Annotated in this window: 13 protein-coding genes; 9 read left to right on the top strand and 4 right to left on the bottom strand. The window is 63.3% G+C overall.

Annotated elements, in window-relative coordinates; genetic code table 11:
- Positions 1-28: 28 nt before the first annotated feature.
- A complete protein-coding gene (locus tag HY556_10200) occupies positions 29-1,258 on the bottom strand; it encodes a glucosyl-3-phosphoglycerate synthase (GenBank protein ID MBI4394148.1) in 1,230 nt (409 codons plus the stop codon).
- Positions 1,259-1,482: 224 nt separating this feature from the next.
- Here HY556_10200 and HY556_10195 point away from each other — a divergent pair, with 224 nt between their 5' ends.
- The 9 genes from HY556_10195 (at position 1,483) to mscL (ending at position 17,493) form a co-directional block, all read left to right on the top strand.
- The gene (locus HY556_10195; GenBank protein ID MBI4394147.1) at positions 1,483-2,772 is read left to right on the top strand and encodes a cation:proton antiporter; all 1,290 of its coding nucleotides are present in this window, start codon (positions 1,483-1,485) and stop codon (positions 2,770-2,772) included.
- A 79-nt stretch (positions 2,773-2,851) separates the two neighbouring features.
- Entirely contained in the window at positions 2,852-7,033 is a 4,182-nt protein-coding gene (locus tag HY556_10190; protein ID MBI4394146.1) for a type IV pilin, read from the top strand.
- Positions 7,033-7,902, top strand: coding sequence for a hypothetical protein (locus HY556_10185; protein MBI4394145.1), 870 nt, complete (start codon positions 7,033-7,035; stop codon positions 7,900-7,902). Before HY556_10190 ends, HY556_10185 begins: the two co-directional genes overlap by 1 nt.
- Before the next feature lie 154 nt (positions 7,903-8,056).
- Positions 8,057-9,931 carry a type II/IV secretion system ATPase subunit gene (locus HY556_10180; GenBank protein MBI4394144.1) on the top strand — a complete coding sequence of 625 codons (1,875 nt, stop codon included), beginning with the start codon at positions 8,057-8,059 and terminating at the stop codon, positions 9,929-9,931.
- 90 nt (positions 9,932-10,021) lie between these two features.
- The gene (locus HY556_10175; GenBank protein MBI4394143.1) at positions 10,022-10,855 is read left to right on the top strand and encodes a type II secretion system F family protein; all 834 of its coding nucleotides are present in this window, start codon (positions 10,022-10,024) and stop codon (positions 10,853-10,855) included.
- A gap of 2 nt (positions 10,856-10,857) precedes the next feature.
- Positions 10,858-12,663: a type II secretion system F family protein gene (locus HY556_10170; GenBank protein MBI4394142.1), complete on the top strand. Its 1,806-nt coding sequence runs from the start codon at positions 10,858-10,860 to the stop codon at positions 12,661-12,663.
- Positions 12,664-12,729: 66 nt separating this feature from the next.
- Positions 12,730-14,049 carry a HAMP domain-containing histidine kinase gene (locus HY556_10165; GenBank protein ID MBI4394141.1) on the top strand — a complete coding sequence of 440 codons (1,320 nt, stop codon included), beginning with the start codon at positions 12,730-12,732 and terminating at the stop codon, positions 14,047-14,049.
- 68 nt (positions 14,050-14,117) lie between these two features.
- Entirely contained in the window at positions 14,118-16,919 is a 2,802-nt protein-coding gene (gene fdhF, locus HY556_10160) for a formate dehydrogenase subunit alpha (protein ID MBI4394140.1), read from the top strand.
- Between the two features lie 130 nt (positions 16,920-17,049).
- Positions 17,050-17,493, top strand: coding sequence for a large conductance mechanosensitive channel protein MscL (mscL, locus tag HY556_10155; GenBank protein MBI4394139.1), 444 nt, complete (start codon positions 17,050-17,052; stop codon positions 17,491-17,493).
- A gap of 11 nt (positions 17,494-17,504) precedes the next feature.
- On the opposite strand, the gene HY556_10150 is transcribed toward mscL, so the two are convergent.
- From HY556_10150 to HY556_10140, 3 genes are read right to left on the bottom strand one after another with little or no spacing between them, the layout of a single operon-like run.
- Complete coding sequence (locus HY556_10150; protein MBI4394138.1) at positions 17,505-18,092, bottom strand: hypothetical protein; 588 nt, start codon at positions 18,090-18,092, stop codon at positions 17,505-17,507.
- A 4-nt stretch (positions 18,093-18,096) separates the two neighbouring features.
- Complete coding sequence (locus HY556_10145) at positions 18,097-18,654, bottom strand: hypothetical protein (protein MBI4394137.1); 558 nt, start codon at positions 18,652-18,654, stop codon at positions 18,097-18,099.
- Between the two features lie 8 nt (positions 18,655-18,662).
- The gene (locus HY556_10140) at positions 18,663-19,238 is read right to left on the bottom strand and encodes a hypothetical protein (GenBank protein ID MBI4394136.1); all 576 of its coding nucleotides are present in this window, start codon (positions 19,236-19,238) and stop codon (positions 18,663-18,665) included.
- Between the last annotated feature and the right edge of the window lie 35 nt (positions 19,239-19,273).

The following is a 19,273-nucleotide window of genomic DNA, read 5'->3' as shown; positions in this document are numbered from 1 at the left end:
GGAGACCGACCCGTCGCGATCCAAGACGTCATTTCATCGTCGAGGGGGCGTGGAGCGACCCCGCGTTCAACGCTGCGGCGGCCCGGAGGCTGCTTGCGGCGTCCGGCGCGGCACTGAGTGCCCGCAACCACTCGCCGATCTGGTCGCTCGTCGGTTTGCGGCTGAACTGGGCCCCGGCCATCTCGATCAACGGTTCGAACGTCTCGACCATCGATTCCTCGTTGTGGCGGTCGTAGTCCATGCCGTTCACCACACAATCCGCGTTGTACCTTCGAATCGCGTCTTGCGCTTCGCGCCTGTACGCGGCTCGTAACGTGACGAGGAAGTCCGGCGTGACCCGCAGACCCTCGAACGAAGCGAGAAGCCTGAAGAGGGCGGTGGCAAGGTCGAGGGCCATGCGTTGAAGTCCTTCCCCGGCGTCGGCGCCTAGTTCGCGGTGCTTGTGGCTGTAGTAGCCAAGATCGACCTGACATTTCCGCTTGGGCGCGGTGTTCCGATAGACTTCACCGAGGAGGCCGAGTTCGAGGCCCCAATCGGTCGGCATGCGGACGTTACGCGCGAGGTCTGCGGTGAGCGCCATCTCGCCCGACAGCGGGTAGCGGAATTGCCGTAGATATGTGAGGAACGGGGAGGGTTCTCCAAGGACCGCCGTCAGGGCATCCATGATGGGCCACAGTAAGAGGCGGGTCACCCGCCCGTACATGCGACCCTGGTCGACGCGGGCATAGTAGCCTTTGGAGAAATAGAAATCAAGGTTCGGGGTTATGAGCGGAAGGGCGAGCCGCTCGATGATACGCGGCTCATAGTGCTCGATGTCCGCATCGTGGACGACGATGGCGTAGTTCGATTCCGCGGCGATCCCCAAACCCAACCATACCGCGAGTCCTTTCCCTTGGAAACCCCCGAGGTCGAAGCCGGCCGCCGTGAGGCGTTTGCAGACCGCGGCGGTCTCCGGCCCTTCGCACCATGCGACGTGGGTGGGCATCGGGAGGCCGTCGAAAAAGTCGCGAACACGGCTCGCCTCGCCTTCACTCGAAGCCGTTAGGGCGACTACCACCTCATTGAGGTAGTCGGCGCCTTGAAGCCCTTGGCGAATGCCGAGAAGCGCCGGCCGGTCCAATTCTGAATAGACCATGGGTAGGACTAGGGCCACGGGCCGCGATTGCGAATGCCTTGCGACAAGCGTCCGTGTGGCCGAATCGTCCGTCTCTCCCTCGAAGCGATGGAGTGTCGTGAGTCCGTGCTGGTAGAAGTCCATGGCGGTCCCTCTTGGTCCTCACACGAATCTACCCTGCGCCGCCAAGGCCAGGAGACAAACCTCCTCGTTGCTAGGACTATCGGTGAGATGCGCGCCTCCCCCTTTCTACTTTCCGTCGACCGGCCACATGAATGCTTGCGATTTGGCGCGTTCGCGCTTTGATCCGGGGCGCCGTCACCCCTCGAATCCGCAATCATTAACCCGGCTCATACTATTGCGGCCGCGTGGTCGACGTCGCCACCGCGTTCATCCTCATCTCCGCGATCATCACGATCGGATTCGCAGCGGCCCTAGGCTTCCAACGTTTCAAGATCCCCGACATCGTGATCCTGCTCCTTGTCGGTCTCCTAATCGGACCGGTCTTCCATGTGTTGGGAGCGGACGTGCTTACGAGCATGCGGGACCTGAACCCTTTCTTCGGGACCCTGGTGCTGGTGATCCTCCTTGTGGAGGGCGGCATGGCGCTCGATTACCGCGTCGTCTTGAAGCAAGCGGCCCCGGCCCTTGCCTACACGCTCCTCGCTTTCGCGCTCACGATGGGGGCGATCGCCGGAGCCGCCTTCTATCTCGGATGGGAGCCGCTGCCGGCGCTCCTCCTCGGCGCGATCCTCGGAGGCAACAGTTCGACCGTGATCATGTCGCTCGTGCGACAACTCCGGATGAGCGACGCCGGGCGGACCGTCTTGTCCCTCGAATCTTCGCTGAACGACGCGTTGACGATCATCGTTTCCCTCGCCATCATACAGGTCATCGTCGAAGGCGGCGGGCTCGACATCGGCTTCTTCGCCCGCGACTTTTTCGGGAGTTTTACCATCTCGGCGCTCTTTGCAACGGTCGCCGCGGTGGTTTGGATCCTCGTGTTGCATTGGTTGCGCGCCCCGAAGTACAACTATCTCCTGACCCTTGCCGCGGTCCTCGTCCTCTATGTAGCGACGGAGGGAGCGCAGAGCAGCGGCGCTTTCGCGGCGCTCGTCTTCGGGGTCATTCTGGGCAACTCCCATGCGCTTGAGCCGTTGTTGAAGGTGAAGACCGCAGCTGATTTCCGCGAGAACCTGCACGCGTCGCAGGCAGAGATCACGTTCTTCGTCCGGACTTTCTTCTTCGTGTTCATGGGTTTGATCCTCGACCTCAGCGGTTTCACGGCGCCCGTGGTTATCCTTGCGACGGCCGCGATCCTGGTCAAGGCCCTTGCCCGCTACGTGTCGGCCATCGGTGTCGCCGCCATGGTTCCGAGGCTCCGGCAGGACCGTCTCTTTCTTGCCGTGATGCTCCCGAATGGCCTCGCGGCCGCGGCGATGGCGGCGTATCCCGCTGCCCGGGGCCTCACGAGTCCTTCCCCGGAACTGTTTCAGGGGGTCGCGTTCTTGGTGATCCTCCTTTCCAACGTGTTCGCGAGCGGCTCGGTGTTCTTTCTTGAATGGAGCAAACCAAAGGGCCCTCGCGGTCCCGATCCGACGCCCGCGCGACCTTCGCCGGGGGACGCGCCGCAGCATGAATCGACGATTGCCGACTAAAGTCTTTGCTTTTCCATCGTCAAACCTGGATAAATGGCAACCGTTTTCAGGCTGGTCTTATAATACAAGCGCCGAAGGCGTGGCGTTGGATGGTTGGACTAGTGACTCGCACCAGATGGGGGTGCGCGTGAAGATGACCACGGCACGTAGCGCGCCCGAGGGGCGACCGACGCGCTCCGCGCTCCAACGCCCTGCCGGCCCCGACGCGGGCGTCACGGACATCCTTGGAAGCGTGCTTCTGGTCGCCATCACTGTGGTCTTCGCGGCTGGTTTCATGTATCTGCTCCTCAGCCTTCCCCCGCCGACTTCGCCAACAGACGCCGTCATCGAGACTTTCGTCCTGCCGACCAACAACGACCGCCTGGTTTTGGAGCACAGGGGCGGCTCGCCGATCCCCCTGATGGTGCTCGGGGTGACGGTCGAGATAAACGGCGTGCCCACGCGCGTGACGGTTGGCGAACGATTGGCCGCGGCCGACCCAGCTTGGAGTGTGGTAACACCCTCCGGCGTGTCGAAGAACGCCGGCGCCGACTTCGTCACCGGCGACCAGGTGCGCTACACCGATTCCACTCTCCCCGGCAAAGCCGTCTCGATACTCGTGCTTCAGACATCCACGGGCGCGGTCGTCCTCAGCGGGGCGACGGCGCAACAATCCGATACGACCGCCCCGCAGCTCCAGTCGGCAAGGACCACGTCCACCACGACGATCCAGGTGAATTTCACGGAACCCCTGCGCACGATCGACAAGGCGGACTTCACGGTGAGCGTGCCGACGGTCGCGATATCAGCCGTCGTACTGTTGGGAAATGGTTCCGCCGCGGAATTCACGACCGCCTCGTTCGCGACGAGCGACGTGCCGACCGTCAACCGCATAGGTACTCCGACCGGCACCCGTGACGTCGCAGGCAACCTCCTCGCGGGCACCGCAAGCGTCGTCTCGGTGGATGGTGTCGCGCCCACCATCAGTTCCCTCTCATCCGGCTCCCCGGGGCAGACGAGCGCGACGATCACCTTCACCACCGATGAGGCGGCATCGTCGAACGTGACCTTCGGCCCCACGCCTTCGCTCACTGGAAGGTGGGCGACCGGGACCTCGACCACTTCCCACAGCCTGAGCCTCACTTCGCTCACCGCGGGGACGCAGTACCACTACAAGGTGACGGCGGTCGACGCGCTCGGGAACAACAACACGGCCGAAGCGTTCCGGACGTTCACGACGACGGCCATAACTGGCGGCAGCGGTGGAGGCGGCGGCTCCGCGCCGAACTACCTTCAATTCAACGCCACACAGGTGACGGTCGCGCGGGGGACGGCCTCGGGGAGTTTCACGGTCACCCTGCTCAACGGCACGGGGCACGCGACCGCACCGTCAAACGACCTCTACGTGACGCTCATCACGAACTCCACGCAGGGGTACTTCGTCAACGACACGGACCCGACGGTGCGCATAGCGGGCGTCGTCATCCCCACATCGACGCCTAGCCAGAACTTCAAGTTCATTAGTTACGACGCGGGAAGCCACCCCGCGATCGTCGCGGTCGCCAACAACACTGTAGCGGCGGCGCACCAGATCGCCGTCACGGGGACGAACCCGTCGCCGCCGTTCATCCAGCCGCCAAGCCTCGCCCTCAACTTCACGACGGCCCCCGCAACGGTCGCCCGGGGGACGGCGAGCACCAACTTCACCGTAACTCTGAAGAACACGACAGGCGCGACGGTCACCGCCCCGGCGGAGATCAACGTGACCCTCGTGACGAACAGCACATCGGGATATTTCCTCGACGCTCTCGCCGGGACGACGCGCATACTCACGGTGCCGATAGCGGCCGCCGCTTCGAGCGCCAATTTCAAGTACGTCGATTACAACGGCGGGACCCAATCTGTTATCATGGCGGTGACGCACAATGCGACACCGGAAGCGACCGTCATCGCAGTGACGGGGACCAACCCGAGTCCGCCCTTCATCCAGCCGCCGTCCAACTACCTCAATTTCTCGACAGCACCCGCGAGCGTCGCCCGGGGAACCGCGTCCACGACTTTCACGTTGACCTTGAAGAACACGACGGGCTCTACCGTCACCACGCCTACCGAACTCATAGTCACGCTTGCGTCGAACAGCACTTCCGGCTTCTTTGTAAGCAACGCCGATGGGACCACGCTCATCACCCACGTGACCATCGCGGCCGCGGCAAGCACCGCGAGTTTCAAGTACATCGACTACGCGGCGCTTTCCAACACGGTGATAACGGCGTACGCAGCGAACACGACGCCGGCCGCCGCGGTGATCGCGATAACGGGGACAAACCCCGGCCCCTATACGTGGAATTACCTGCAGTTCAGCGGCGTCGTGTCGACGCTGGCGAGGGCGACCGTGTCCGTGAACTACACATTGACTTTGAGGAACTCGTTCGGTTCCGCGGTTTCCCCCGATTCCCCGCCGTTGACCATCACACTTCTCACGAACAGCACCACGGGCTACTTCCTCAACGCGTCGGACGGGACGACGCTCATCACCACGATCTCCCTCGGGACAGGCTCGTCCTCCGCCCAGTTCAAGTACATCGACTACTCAGGAGGGACGCGGACGGTCCTTGCGGCCTTCGCCCCGAACGTGACGAGCGTCGCAACGGCCGTGAGCATCACGGGGACCAACCCGGCGCCCGTGTTCTTCCAACCGCCGCCGTATTACCTCGACTACACGACCGTGGTGTCGAGTGTCGCCAAGGACACGGTCACCACGAGTTTCACCATCACTTTGAAGAATTCGACGGGCACCGCCTCCTCGCCGTACGCTCCACCGCTCACCATCTACCTTTCCACGAACAGCACGCGCGGTGTCTTCCTCAACGACACCGATGGCACGACGATCATCAACAGCATCACCATCGGGACCGCCTCGACGACGGCCAGTTTCAAGTACAAGGACGGGCAAGGAGGGGCGACGTCGATGCTTCTCGCCGTGGCGACGAACACGACTGCCGCCATGACGCCGATAACGATCACCGGCACTCCACCGTCGAGCGGCGGCTCCGGGGACGGGATCGGGCCGCCGCCGCCGTATTATCTGGAATTCACGACGAGCAACACGACGCTTCTACCGGGGATGGTGTCGACGAGTTACACGGTCACGCTGCGGACGACGGACGGTGGCGGGGCCGCTTCGCCCGTTTCGCCTCCCCTCACCATAACGCTGGAGACCAACAGCACGATCGGCTATTTCCTCAACGCGACCGATGGAACGACGCCCATCACGACCGTGACGATCGGCACGGCGTCGACTTCCGCGAACTTCAAATACGTCGATTGGCGAGGAGGCGCGAAGTCCGTCCTCACCGCATCCGCAACCAACACGACGGCGGCACGACTCGCGGTGACCGTCACGAACAAAGGGAACGTGTTCGCCGAAAACGGGGACTCGGTCAACTCGGTGCAGCTGAGGCTCGTCTACACGGCGGAGCAGGAGGACGCCAACATCGTGCAGATCGGCCTCACGATAGTGAATCCCACTCCGTCCGACTACGACATCGATCTCGTCCGCCTCTTCATCACCCCATTGCTCGCAACGAACAATTTCTTCACCACGGCGAGCGTCGCGGGCGGGACCGACGACGACCTTGAAGCCTGTTCTCTCACCGGTTCGGGCGGAAGCGACGTCACCTGCAATCCGGCGGCCGCAGTGACGCTCAAAGCATACAGCATGAAGATCTTCATGCTGTCCTTCACGACGGCCTCGACCACAACGGCCGGCTCTACGGAGCTTTTCGCCCAAGTCAATTTCAGCTCGCCTTCCATCTCCATCACCGGAGGTTCCCAGAACGTCCGCCACAACCCGACCGGGGCAAACCTGAACATCTTCGGATTCGACGGGACCGACACGGTCACGGGCTTCCAGAACCGGACCGCGGCGACGGCCCAACAAGTCGCGTTCCGTTGGACCATGCGGGCTGACGCCATCACCGCCAACACGCGCCTTTGGATCCCCATCGGGTGGGCCGTTTCTGTACCGCCCCAAGGGGCCTCGAACGGTACGGCGAACTGGAACATCCGCGACCCCACACCCTGGGCCCCGGGGTGGATCGACTTCTCCGTGCGAGGCGTCGCCGACAACACGACACACATCATCGTCATCATGACGCCCCCAAACAACGCGGGCGCGCTGTACGAGTTCCTGGTCGAGACGCGGTCGACCAACTCCGAGACGGTCACCGCGGCGGTCGCCGACGTGAACGACGCGTTCCGCATATTCGTGAAGGTGGTCTGATGACTCGACGCGGTATGCTTCACCGCAGAGACTCCGCCGTCGTCAACGTCCTCGGCGCGATCCTCGTCATCGCCGGCATCGTGGCGTTCCTGACCGTCTTCAACCTCAATTTCGTCCCCGCGTGGGCCGCCGACTGGGAGGCGTCGCACAGCGATTCCGTGCGCACCGCGATGAGCGGATGGGCGGACGCGGCCGAGGACCACATCTCGCGCGAGCTCAACAACCGCTCGTTCAGCCGCAACCTCCCGGCCGGCACGGCGGGCCTTCCGATCCTCGGCGCTGGGCAATCGTCCGGAAGCATCCGCGTCGAGACGGCTCCGACGATCACCGTCGGGAACGGGGCCACGACCGTCTTCACTGCATCGGGCGCCATGGCCATGACGACCAGCCCGTCCCACTTCGAAGCACAGACTTTCCGGTACGTATTGGGGGCGCTTGAAGTGAACCAGTCGCGCAGTAGCTACGTTGACCTTCGAAGTCTCATCACGGCGCAACGGACTGGCGCCGGGAAACTCTACGTCACCGTCCAGGCCCCCACCATCGGCGGAGGTTCGCAAGACGTCGCCTCCGGCGGGGACATCCAGGTCCTCTCGACCGTGACCGGGATCACCCGGACGACGCAGGCCACCGGTAACGCGCATCTTCTCATCGACAATGTCGCCGCGTATTCGTGGCGGTCGGCGTTCAACCGCACTTTCGGGGCGGCGAACCTGACGGGAGAGAACATCGCGGACTGCACGGCGTCGACGCAGCATTTCTGCTACGACAGCGACACGAACGACGTCGATACGGTGGATCTCTACGTGATGAACGCGGCCACCGGTTGGACGACGATCACCGGGGACATCCGGGTGGAGGTCCGGGGTTGATCGGCAAACACCGCGTCGGGGGCCCATGGGCGCGACGCGCGGCGACCCCTCGTGGGGTTCCGGAAAAACCATCGGCGGCCACTCTTTCGGCCCCGTCAGTAATCCGGCATTTTCATTTACCAGGCCCGCTTAAATTCCAGCGAGGTGAAACGACTTGAGCGAAGAGACGGAGGGTGAGGACGCCGGCGAAGGTCTCCCCCGGCCCAAGAAGAAGCCCACGGGCGAGTTCACCGCTCCCGAGGTCGAGCCACCCGAGACCCCGCCCCCCGAAGTCGCAAGCCGCGAGACGCGCGACATCCTCAAGGAGCTGAAGCACGACCAGAAGGCGAAGGCCGCGGCCGAACGTTCGGAGCAGAAGGACTTCGAGAAACGCTCGCGCGCCGTCCAATCAAAGGTCACGAAGCACCAGAAGGTGCGCGACGAGGCGGTGAAGCACCAGCAGTACGTGAAGGACCTGATGCCCAAACTCGGGGTGTCGACGGACCGCCCCATCACGGAGATCCCGGAGATCGACCGAGAGAAGCTCGCCCAAGTGGAGTTCTCGACCATCCAGGAAGGCAAGGCCTACATCCGGATCCTTTACGACAAGGCGCGTAACCAATACCTCTACGAGGCCATTGAACCCGTCCTCACGCAGCCGGAAGAGGACGTCCTGGGATTCCTGCGCGACACGTTGATCCGGACGCTTCCCGGCCGCTTCGAGGACGAGACCGATTGGGAACAGTTCCTCATGGACGCGATCGACCAGGCGATTGTCGATCATTCGGTGCTGGTCGACGAGGTGTCGAAACAGAGGGTGCAGTATTTCCTTCTCCGGGACTTCCTCGGCTACGGCCCCGTCGACGTCCTGTTGCGAGACCCCCTCATCGAGGATATCTCATGCGACGGACCGAACATCCCCATCTACCTCTTCCACCGCCAGTACGAGTCGATCAAGACGAACCTCATGTTCAAGGACGAGACCGTGCTCGATTCCTTCGTCATCCGCCTCGCGCAGCGCTGCGGGAAGCACATCTCCATCGCCGAGCCGATCCTCGACGCGACTCTTCCCGACGGGAGCCGTCTCCAGGCGACGTTGTCTCGCGAAGTGACGACGCGTGGCTCGTCGTTCACGGTCCGTAAGTTCAGGTCCGACCCCCTCACACCGCCGGATCTCGTGCGCCTTGGGACCTTCAGCGCCTCCATGGCCGCTTATTTCTGGCTGGCGATGGAAGAGGGGTTCAGCATGGTCTTCGCCGGCGGCACCGCGAGCGGCAAGACGTCGAGCCTCAACGCCGCGAGCATGTTCATCCCGCCACAGAAGAAGGTCGTCTCCATCGAGGACACGCGCGAAGTGAACCTGCCGCACGAGAACTGGATCGCAGGTCTAACGCGGGCAGGCTTCGGGAGCGACATAGTGCAAGGCCGCCCGTCGGGAGCGGTCGACATGTACAAGCTCTTGGAGGCGGCGCTTCGTCAACGCCCCGAGTTCCTGATAGTCGGCGAGGTGAGAGGCGCGGAGGCCCTCACCCTCTTCCAGGCGATGGCGACGGGCCACGCCTGTTACAGCACCATGCACGCCGACAGCGCACAATCCGCCGTGTATCGTCTTGAGAACGAGCCGATCAACGTGCCACGATTGATGCTGCAGACCCTTGATGCCATCGCCATCCAGATCCAGGTGAGGATAAACCAACGGCTCGTGCGGCGTATCCGCGAGGTCGTCGAGATAGTGGGGATCGACCCCGACACGGGCGATCTCCTCACGAACACCGTCTTCCGATGGGACTCGAAGGCCGACAAGCACGAGTACATGGGGAAAAGCCAGATCCTCGAGGCGATCATGGAGACGAAGAGCCTCGGCAGGGCCGACCTTGAGACCGAATGGGATCGAAGGACTCGGATAATCGAATGGATGGTGGAGAAGGGCATACGTAACGTCCGCGACGTCGGCGACATCGTGTCCGCATACTACTCGACGCCCGACACGCTTCTTGCCCGGGTGGCCGAGACGTCAAGGCCGCGGCCTGGGCAGGGCAAGGGGACCTGATGCCGCCACACGGCGCGGTAACAAGCGGGGGCGCTGACCATTCCACCGACTAAGTACCAGCGTTTCGCCTACCGCGTCTTCGGGCGCTCGGTGCAACGTAGTGCGCGTAGCAACGTGCACCTGCGCTTCTCGCTCCAAAAGGCCCAGATCGACTTGCGGCCCGAGCTCTACCTCAGCTATTCCTACATGAACATGGTGATCGCGTTCGCCGCGAGCCTGCTTCCGATATTGATCCTCGCGATCCTGGTCTTCGCGAAAAGCGTGGTCGTGCCGCCCGTCGTCTTCGCGGTCCTCGTCCCCCTTCCGATGGTCCTCGCGTTCACCATCTACCTTCTCACGTTCGTGGTCCCCGACATCCGCGCCTCGGGCAGGGCCCGCGACATCGACGCGAAGCTCCCCTACGCTCTCAACTACATCGCCACCCTCGCCTCGGCCGGGATAACCCCGGACAAGATCTTCGGAAGCCTTGCGCGCCAACCCATCTACGGTGAGGTCGCGAACGAATCCGCTTACATCAGCCGCGACCTCACGATCTTGGGCCGCGACATCGTCACGGCCCTCACGGCGGCGATCGATCGGAGCCCCTCGGTCAAATTCCAGGACCTTCTCCAAGGGGCGATCACGGCCATCCAATCAGGGTCCGATCTCAAGAACTACTTCCTCACGAAGAGCGAGCAGTACGTCTACGAGAACAGGCAGGACCAGAAGAAGTTCATCGAGAGCCTCGCGGTCCTCGCCGAGTCCTACGTGACCGTGGTCGTCGCGGCACCGCTCCTCCTCATCGTGCTGCTCACTGTGATGACGGCCTTCGGGAGCGGCGGCCGGTCCGCCATCACGATCGGGTACATCATGATGCTCATACTGTTACCCGTCGCGCAGGCGGGTTTCGCCGTGACGATCAAGGCCATCACCCCGGAGGCGTGAAGTTGGCCATCGAGCGAAAGACCCGGGAAGCGCTCCTCCTTGCAGGCCTGGTCCTCGCCACACTCCTTACGGTCGCCGGCGCCGTGATCGCGAACACGGACGCGACCTACGCTCGCGGGATCCTCCTCTCGGTCGCCGGGTTGGTCGTGAACGTGGCGACGATCCAACTCGGGCGCGGCATCGAGGCGTTGGAGCAGAAAAGACCGACGACGCCCTACGTGCGCCGCGAGCTGTCACGCTATTGGAGCCCGCTCAAGTCGTCCGCGGTCCTACTCAACCTCCTCGCGCTCTTCTCCATCACGGTCATCGTCGCCGGCCTGTTCACTCGCACGGGTGCAAGCGTCCCCTCCACGCCCATACTGCGCATCGCGACCATCCTCGTCGCCGTATTGGCGCTTGATTCCGCCGCCGCGCACTTCTTCTCCCTGAAAAGCCCGCCGGAACGCATCTCGACAGGCCTTGAGGGGCCGTTCCAGATCGTCGGCCTCGGCCTCACGCTTGTCCTTGCGGCGGCCGCATTCTGGGCCTCTTCCGTCGGTGGTTCGGTCGTCGGTGTTCTCACTCTCAACCCAGGTGATTCGCCGCTTCTCCTTCTCGCCGGCTACGTGACTTTCAGCCTCACCCTTTTCATCGCGCGCTCGCTGCCGACCATCTACAGCGTCTTCACGGAACGACGCGAGACTTACGGAGCGACCACAGGCCTGTCGCGTGCCTCCGCGGTCACGTTCCCGGCGGTCACCGCGTTCGCCCTTCTCTTCCTCGTCGTCTTGCTCCTCCTCGTCTTCGGGGTGGGTGTCGTCGCTATACTCCAAGAGATCCCGCGCAATTCCGTACTGCTCGGGGTCTTCGGGTTCGTCGTCCTCGTCCTCATCGCGAGCGTCGTCGCCTCGTTCAGGCTGGCCCGGGCGCCTTCGACGCCGCTTTACAAGGTCCCGACGGAAACGGAGACCGGCACGGGCCTCCTCCTCCTTGCGATCTCGGGTCTTCTTGGCGGGGTCCTCCTTGCGACCGCAGGCGCACTGTTTGCGGGCATAGCTCTTCTTGGCATCCCGACCACGCGTTGGCTCGACTTCCTCACGTTCTCCATCCTCGTCTTCATCGGGCCATACGGGTTCTACGCCGCGTCGCGACGCGGCCGCGTGAAACGGCTCGAGGAACGCTTCCCCGATTTCCTTCGAGACCTGGCGGCAAGCCGCAAGGCCGGGCTCACACTCCCGGCCGCGGTGAAGATCGCCTCGAAGGGGGAATACGGGGCCCTGACACCCGAGATCGTCCGCATGGCGGACCAGTTGAGCTGGAACGTCGCCTTCGATGATGCGCTGGAGCGCTTCGGCGAAAGGGCGAAGACCCCGCTCATCGAACGGGCCGTGGCACTCATCCTTGAAGCGTCGCGAACAGGCGGAAACGTGACGGACGTCCTCCTTGCGGCCGCGCGCGACGCGCGGGAGATAAAGAACCTTGAGACCGAGAGGGCGACGTCGATGCTTCTTTACACGGCCATCATCTACATCGCGTTCCTCGTCTTCCTTGGCATCGCTGGGACGCTTTACGGGACGTTCGTCCCCCAGATCGCGCAAGCGACGGCCGGCGTCGGCGGAGGGTCCAGCGTCCAGCTCGCCGGTCTGAGCGTCGGAAAGATAAGCGTCGACGAGTACCGCACCTTCTATTTCGTGGCAACGCTCGTCCAAGCGGTGGGTAACGGTGTGGTGGCCGGCATCATGGAATCCGGGCGCGCCGTAATGGGCCTACGCCACAGCTTCATCATGGTGCTCTTCACGTACGTGACGTTCGCGTTCATCCTGACGTGAAGCAAGATTTAAGGGTTTCGGTCAAGATGTAAAGGTGGTCGTGGCCAAAGGAAGACCGGCACGTAAATGAGCGAACGGGTGACGGCAGACCATGGTCTTCCTCGGGCAGTTGTGAAGCTCGCGTCGGGAATCAACCTTCCAATCGCGCTCCTTGGTTTCAGTCTCGTCGGTTTCATAGTTGGAATCATCGAGGTGGCCGCCGGTCTTTCTACGGGAGACCCCATATGGTTCCAGGGCGCGGCGGTGGCCATCGCGGTCGGCGCGTGCTTTGTGATCGCGAGACGAGACTTGGATAAGGAACGGGTTGGCGCGGCGCTCACAATCCTGGGAGTCGGACTGTTTGGAGGCGCGATTGCGTACTCGATCGTCCTTCCGGGTTCGCCTGCCGTCATCCTCGTGCCGATGGTCTTCTTGTGTCTCGCACTGACCCTTGCCTCGGGTCGATTCCTGTATGCAGTGGCCGCCGCCAGTTGGATCGCCGGAAACGTCCTCGTCGCCCTCAATCTCACATTGGCCCCTACGCCCAGCCCCCTGGCGCTCGTCGCTTTCCGCATCTTCTCCTTCGCGGTCGCCTCCGGAGTCGGGATCCTCCTCCTTGTGGGTTTCGGCGATCGCCTTCGGGCCGGGATCGTGGCGCAAAAGGCAAGGGCACGACAATCGGAGGAGATGGTCGCGCGCACCAAGGAGCTCGCGGAACTCAAGAACACGTTCATGAACACGGCTTCCCACGAACTCCGCACGCCTCTCACTCCGATCAACATCCAGTTGGCGCTTCTCTCCGGCGGCGATTACGGCCCGCTGTCGGCCGGCCAGAGGCGTTCGTTGGAGGTGCTCGAACGCAACCTCCGCCGCCTCACGTCCCTCGTCGAGGACCTGTCGGACGCGTCACGCTTGCAATCAGGGCGCTTGAGACTCGACGCTGAGCCGACCGACGTCGGCACAGTGCTTCGCGAGACCCTCGAACTCTACAAGGAGCCGGCGGGGAAGTCCGGCGTGAGTCTCGACGTCGAGGCCCCCGAGCATCTCGTGATCTCCGCCGACCCGAGACGGCTCACGCAGGTCCTTGACAATTTCGTTTCCAACGCCTTGAGGTTCACGCCGCGAGGCGGCCACGTCGTACTCCACGCGGAACGACGAGCCAGGTCCGTCGTCGCGTGGGTAAAAGACGACGGTGCAGGGATACCGCCTGAAAAACTCGACCTACTTTTCCAACCGTTTTCCCAACTCCACCACATGGGTCGGGCGCGTTCCGGCACTGGCCTCGGTCTCTTCATATCCCGGGGCATCATCGAACAGCACGGCGGGCACGTCTGGGCGCAAAGCGACGGCGAAGGCAAGGGTGCCCTTTTCGGGTTTGAGATCCCTGGCGCGCGCCCGAGTCCATGAGAGCCTCTGAAGATCGCGGTGGCGCCATCAAGCGACAATGATTTCAATCGGCCGGTCTCTCCCTGACCGTGGGCCCGCCGCGGCACAGGCCAGAGGACAAAGCCGATTCCGTCACATTGGAGGTGGACGGGGAATCCGTGACCGTTCCCCCGGGCTCGTCCCTTCTTTTCGCCGCAGAACGCCGCGGACGAAAGATTCCCACGCTATGTTATCACCCGTCGCTTCCCGTCGCCGGGGCTTGCCGCGTTTGCATGGTGGAAGTCGAGGGAAGCCGTGCGCTCGTCCCAGCGTGTGCGCGGACGGCGGAGGCCGGGATGAAAGTGAAGACCTCCGGGGGCAAGGCTTCGGCCGCGCGCCGCATGGTATTGGAGCTTCTCATGGCGGACCATGCGCCGTGCAAGGCCAATTTCATGCCGGAGGGTTGCGAGCTTGAGAAGTGGGCGGCGAAGGTAGGCGTGGCCGAGGCGCGATTCCCATCGTCCGTGCGGCCTCGCAGCGAGGACGCCTCCAACAGCGCGATAATCTTCAACGCCGAAGCGTGCATCAACTGTTACCGCTGCGTGCGGGCATGCGACGACGTGCAGGTGAACGAGGTCATCGGGATAGCAGGACGCGGTTTTGGCGCGGAGATCGTCTTCGATTACTCGGACCCGATGGGCGATTCGGGCTGTGTCACCTGCGGGGAATGCGTACAGCGTTGTCCGACAGGCGCCCTCGTCGAAAAACGCGTGGCATCGCTTCCGCAACCTGTGGGGCAGGACGCATTGACCACCGTTGAATCGATTTGCCCATATTGCGGCGTCGGATGCGCGATTTTGTACGACGTTCTCGACAACAGAGTCGTGAGAGCCGATGGGCTGGAGGACGGGCCCGCAAACCACGGGCGCCTGTGCGTCAAGGGACGCTTCGGATGGGATTACACCGAGCACCGGGAACGGCTCAAACGGCCGTTGATTCGCAGGAACGGGGTTTCCCGAGGTCCCCTGGGGACCCGTCGCATCGAGGATGTCTTCCGGGAGGCGACATGGGACGAGGCGATGAAGGCGGTGGCCGACGGCCTATCACGGCTCAAGCGCGAACACGGGAGCGGCTCGCTCGCTGGATTCTCGTCGGCAAAATGCACGAACGAGGAGAATTACATCTTCCAAAAGTGGGTGCGCGCCTGCCTTGGCACACCCCACATCGACCACTGCACGCGGCTTTGCCACTCATCGAGCGTATACGCGCTCCAGACGGCGATAGGCACTGGTTCGATGACCAACGCCATCTACGACATCAAGGAGGCGGACGTCATCATCGTCACGGGGTCGAACACGACCGACAACCACCCGGTCATCGCCAACCTGATAAAGCAGGCGGCGAGGGGCAAGACGACCCTCATCGTGGTCGATCCCCGCCGCATCGAACTCGCCCGCTTCGCGAGATTCCATCTCCAACAGAACCCCGGGACAGACGTCGCCCTCTACCTTGGCATGATGAAGATCATCATCGACGAGGGACTTGTCGATACGGGGTTCGTGCTCTCCAACACTGAAGGGTACGACGAGCTAGTCGAGGCGGCGAAGCCGTACGACGCGGAACGTGTGGAAAAGATAACGGGCGTCCCGAGGGCGCTCCTTCGCGAAGCCGCGCTCGCGTACGGACAGGCGGAACGCGCCGCCGTCTACTGGGGGATGGGCATCAGCCAGCACACGACAGGAAGCGACAATAGTTTCTGCCTTATCAATCTTCAACTGCTCACAGGAAACATCGGGCGCGAAGGAACAGGGCTCAATCCGCTACGAGGTCAGAACAACGTCCAAGGGGCATCCGACATGGGGGCGATCCCCATGTACTATCCCGGCTACCAGAGCGCCGACGATCCGAGGGTCCGCGAAAAGTTCGCCGCCGCCTGGAACGTCCCGACGGCGCCAGCACGCGGGATGACCGTGACCGAGATCGTAAAGGCCGCTGCATCGGACGTGCCGGCGGATAGACGCGTACGCGGCCTGTACATCATGGGCGAGAATCCCATACTCTCCGACCCGGACATGAACCACGTCGACGATTGCATCCGCTCCCTCGATTTCCTCGCCGTGCAGGACATCTTCATGACGGAGACGGCCGAATACGCGGACGTCATCCTCCCGGCCGCGACCGGACTCGAAAAGGAAGGCACCTACGCCAACACCGACCGCCACGTCCAACTGGGCCGGGCAGTCGTGAAGCCCCCGGGGGAGGCGCGCCAGGATTGGATGATAATACAGGACATCTCGAACCTCATGGGCTACGAGATGCGTTACGCTTCGCCGCAGGAGATCCACGATGAAATGCGGCGCCTCGTTCCCGACTACGCGGGGATAACCTACGAACGCATCGAAGCGGGTCCGATCCAGTGGCCCGCCCGCGATGAGACGAAACCGGGGATGCGCATCTACGAGACGATGCCCCGCGGCAAGGGGCTGTTCAAAGCCGTCGAGTTCCTGCCGGCCAAGGAGCTCCCCGACGCAGGGTTCCCGTTCGTCCTCAACACGGGGCGCGTCCTCGAGCACTGGCACACCGGCACCATGACCCGAAGGGCCGCGGTGCTCGACGACATTAGCCCGGACGCGTTCGTCGAGATGCACGAGGAGGATGCGGAACTGACCGGGATACGGGATGGCGAGACCGTGAAGGTCTCCTCGCGGCGCGGGGATGTCACGTTGCGCTCGAAAGTCGGTCGGCGCGTGCCTAAGAAGACCGTATTCATCCCGTTCCACTTCAAGGAGGCAGCGGCGAACCTTCTCACAATCGATGCGTTGGACCCGTACGCGAAGATACCTGAGTTCAAGTTTTGTGCGGTGCGGGTGGAACGCGCAGGACCAAACACGGTGGGGTCGAGGCGAAGCTGAGACCCCGCCGGAACGATCGACCCTTTTCAGGGTCGCCGGGGTGCAAGTTCTGTGCAGTGCGGGTGGAACGCGTATTCGTGCACGCCCCAACGCCATAAATACGCCGGTCGCGATTCCCGCACGATCCCTCATGATCGAAGAGTTCAAGAAGTTCATCATGCGCGGGAACGTGGTCGACCTCGCCGTCGGGGTCGTGATTGGCGTTGCGTTCGGGGCGATAATCAAGTCTTTCACCGACGACCTCCTGATGCCCGTCATCGGCCTTCTCATGGGGGGGACGGATTTCACGAACCTGTTCGTCGTCTTGCGGCAGGGGGCGCCCTCGGGGCCCTACGCGACGCTCGACGCTGCCAAGACAGCCGGCGCGGTCACTTGGCGGTTCGGTCTTTTCCTCAACTCCCTCATGACCTTCACGATAGTCGCGGCGGCCCTTTTCATGATGATACGGACGATCAACCGTCTCGCCGAGAGCCCGAAGGGGCGCACGGCAACGACGAAACCCTGTCCCGAGTGCGCCATGACGATTCCGTTGGGTGCAAAGCGATGCCCATATTGCACGTCATCGGTCGGTTAGGAAGCCCAACGTCAGACCGTGAACTCCATCGTGTTGTTGTGGTACTGGACCGAAGGCGACAACGATGTCGACGGGGCGATCTCGATAGAATAATCGACGGGAACCACGTTGTCTGCGAGGACCGTGCGTCGGGCGACCGCGTAGACGTACCATTTGGTCGCGGCGCCGCCGGTCCCATCGATCGTGACCCACGAGCCGACGCTCTGTGTCACGACGCCGTTGGAAATGACTATCTGGCTCGCAGTGGTGGATGAACGTCGAAGTTCGATGTTGCACGTCACGCAATCGGTGGTCGTTCCCGTCCATGAGACGAACGCGATGCGGACGCGCACCGATTGCGACCCCTTGTTCTCCACATGGGTCGTGTTGTACGTGCTCGCGGATAGTTGACCACCCGTGACGTGCGAGACGACGCTAGTGTTTGCGGACCCGACGGTCGTGGCTCCGTCCACGCCGGCGAAAAGCTGCACGGGCACGCCGCTTCCCGTAAGGAGCGAATGCGTTATCGTGTTGTCCGTACCTGCGACGCTGGAGACGGCTTCGACGGGGCCGATGAGCATGAGTGCCATGGCGACGGCCGCGAAGCCCGATCCGCGCACGGTCTCAGGTCGCTCCCTGGCGCTCTTGGTCGGTGGCGGCGCCACGCGTGCGGCGGGCCATGACGGTCGGCGGCGCGGCTGGACTGTGGCGGGCGGGGCGCGGCGTCGAGGCGACCGCGGCGCCCGGCATGTCAGGAATGGGACTTCCCGGCAGCGGCGTGAAGGCCGGCGCATGATGCCAGTCGATGCGACCGATGCCAAGAGTGGACAGGGGTGGCGGGAGCAGGGCAGACGCCGCGTGAAGGCCTACGGCCGGCGCCTTCGCGGCAGCCTGGCTCTTGGCCTCGTTCATGGGCCGGCCCGCGGGCCGTGTCGAATCAAATGACCATGCTCCCGAGGCACCGATCGCAAGCGTCGCGTAGGCGGCGTCCACCCACATGGCAAGCGGGGAGCCCGCGATGGCTGCGTTCATGAACATCAGGATGACGCCCGCACCGGCTATCGCAAGGAGCGCCGCGCGGCGACGCACCGGGATAGGCGTCCAGCTCATGGTCGCGGACGAAGACACGACGCCCACCAGCGTCAGCGCCTTCATCATCAGCTCGGTCGAGACGGTTTCCATGTGTTCACCTACGCGAGGGAGATGGAGACGGTGACGCTCGACGGGAGATCGGCGGCGTTGGTCGCCGTGTCGAGCTTCACGTAAGTCTTTACGTACCACTGCGCGCCCGCCGCCATGGAGCCGAGGCTTGCCGATGGCGAGGCATCGCGCAGGTTCAGCGTGCCGATGAGCGCGTCCGTCACGTAGTTGCGAAACTCCATCCTGTAGTCGAGGACCTTGGAGCTTCCGGACACGCTACTCCCGGTGACCGTCACCGTGTAGGCCGACGTGTCCTGGTTCTTGATGGTCGTGAGGTTGCCCCATGTCACATTCGCCTCCGGGACGGGCATCAACGTGACGCTGAAGTACGTGGCGTTGCTCGAAAGGCTCCATGAGGAGACGAAGTTGTTTCCTGAACTGTCGGGGCCCGCGATCCAGATTATGGGGGGTGCTTTGAGCGAGTGTGAGGTCGAGGACGTGTTGGCGTACGAGACCGTCATCGCTGCGAGCGCGGCCCCGGCGACGAGGACCAAAGCGACGGGCACGGTAAGAAGCGGCAGAAGGCTTTCGGCCCGCGTCGACCCGATTCCAAACTTTCCAATCACGTTCGCGGCTGAAGGTCTCGTCGTCAATCGGACAC

The sequence above is a fragment of the Euryarchaeota archaeon genome, assembly GCA_016207515.1.
GTDB lineage: Archaea > Thermoplasmatota > SW-10-69-26 > JACQPN01 > JACQPN01 > JACQPN01.
Note: the sequence above shows the minus strand (reverse complement) of the source record. Positions and strands in the feature narration are given on the sequence as shown.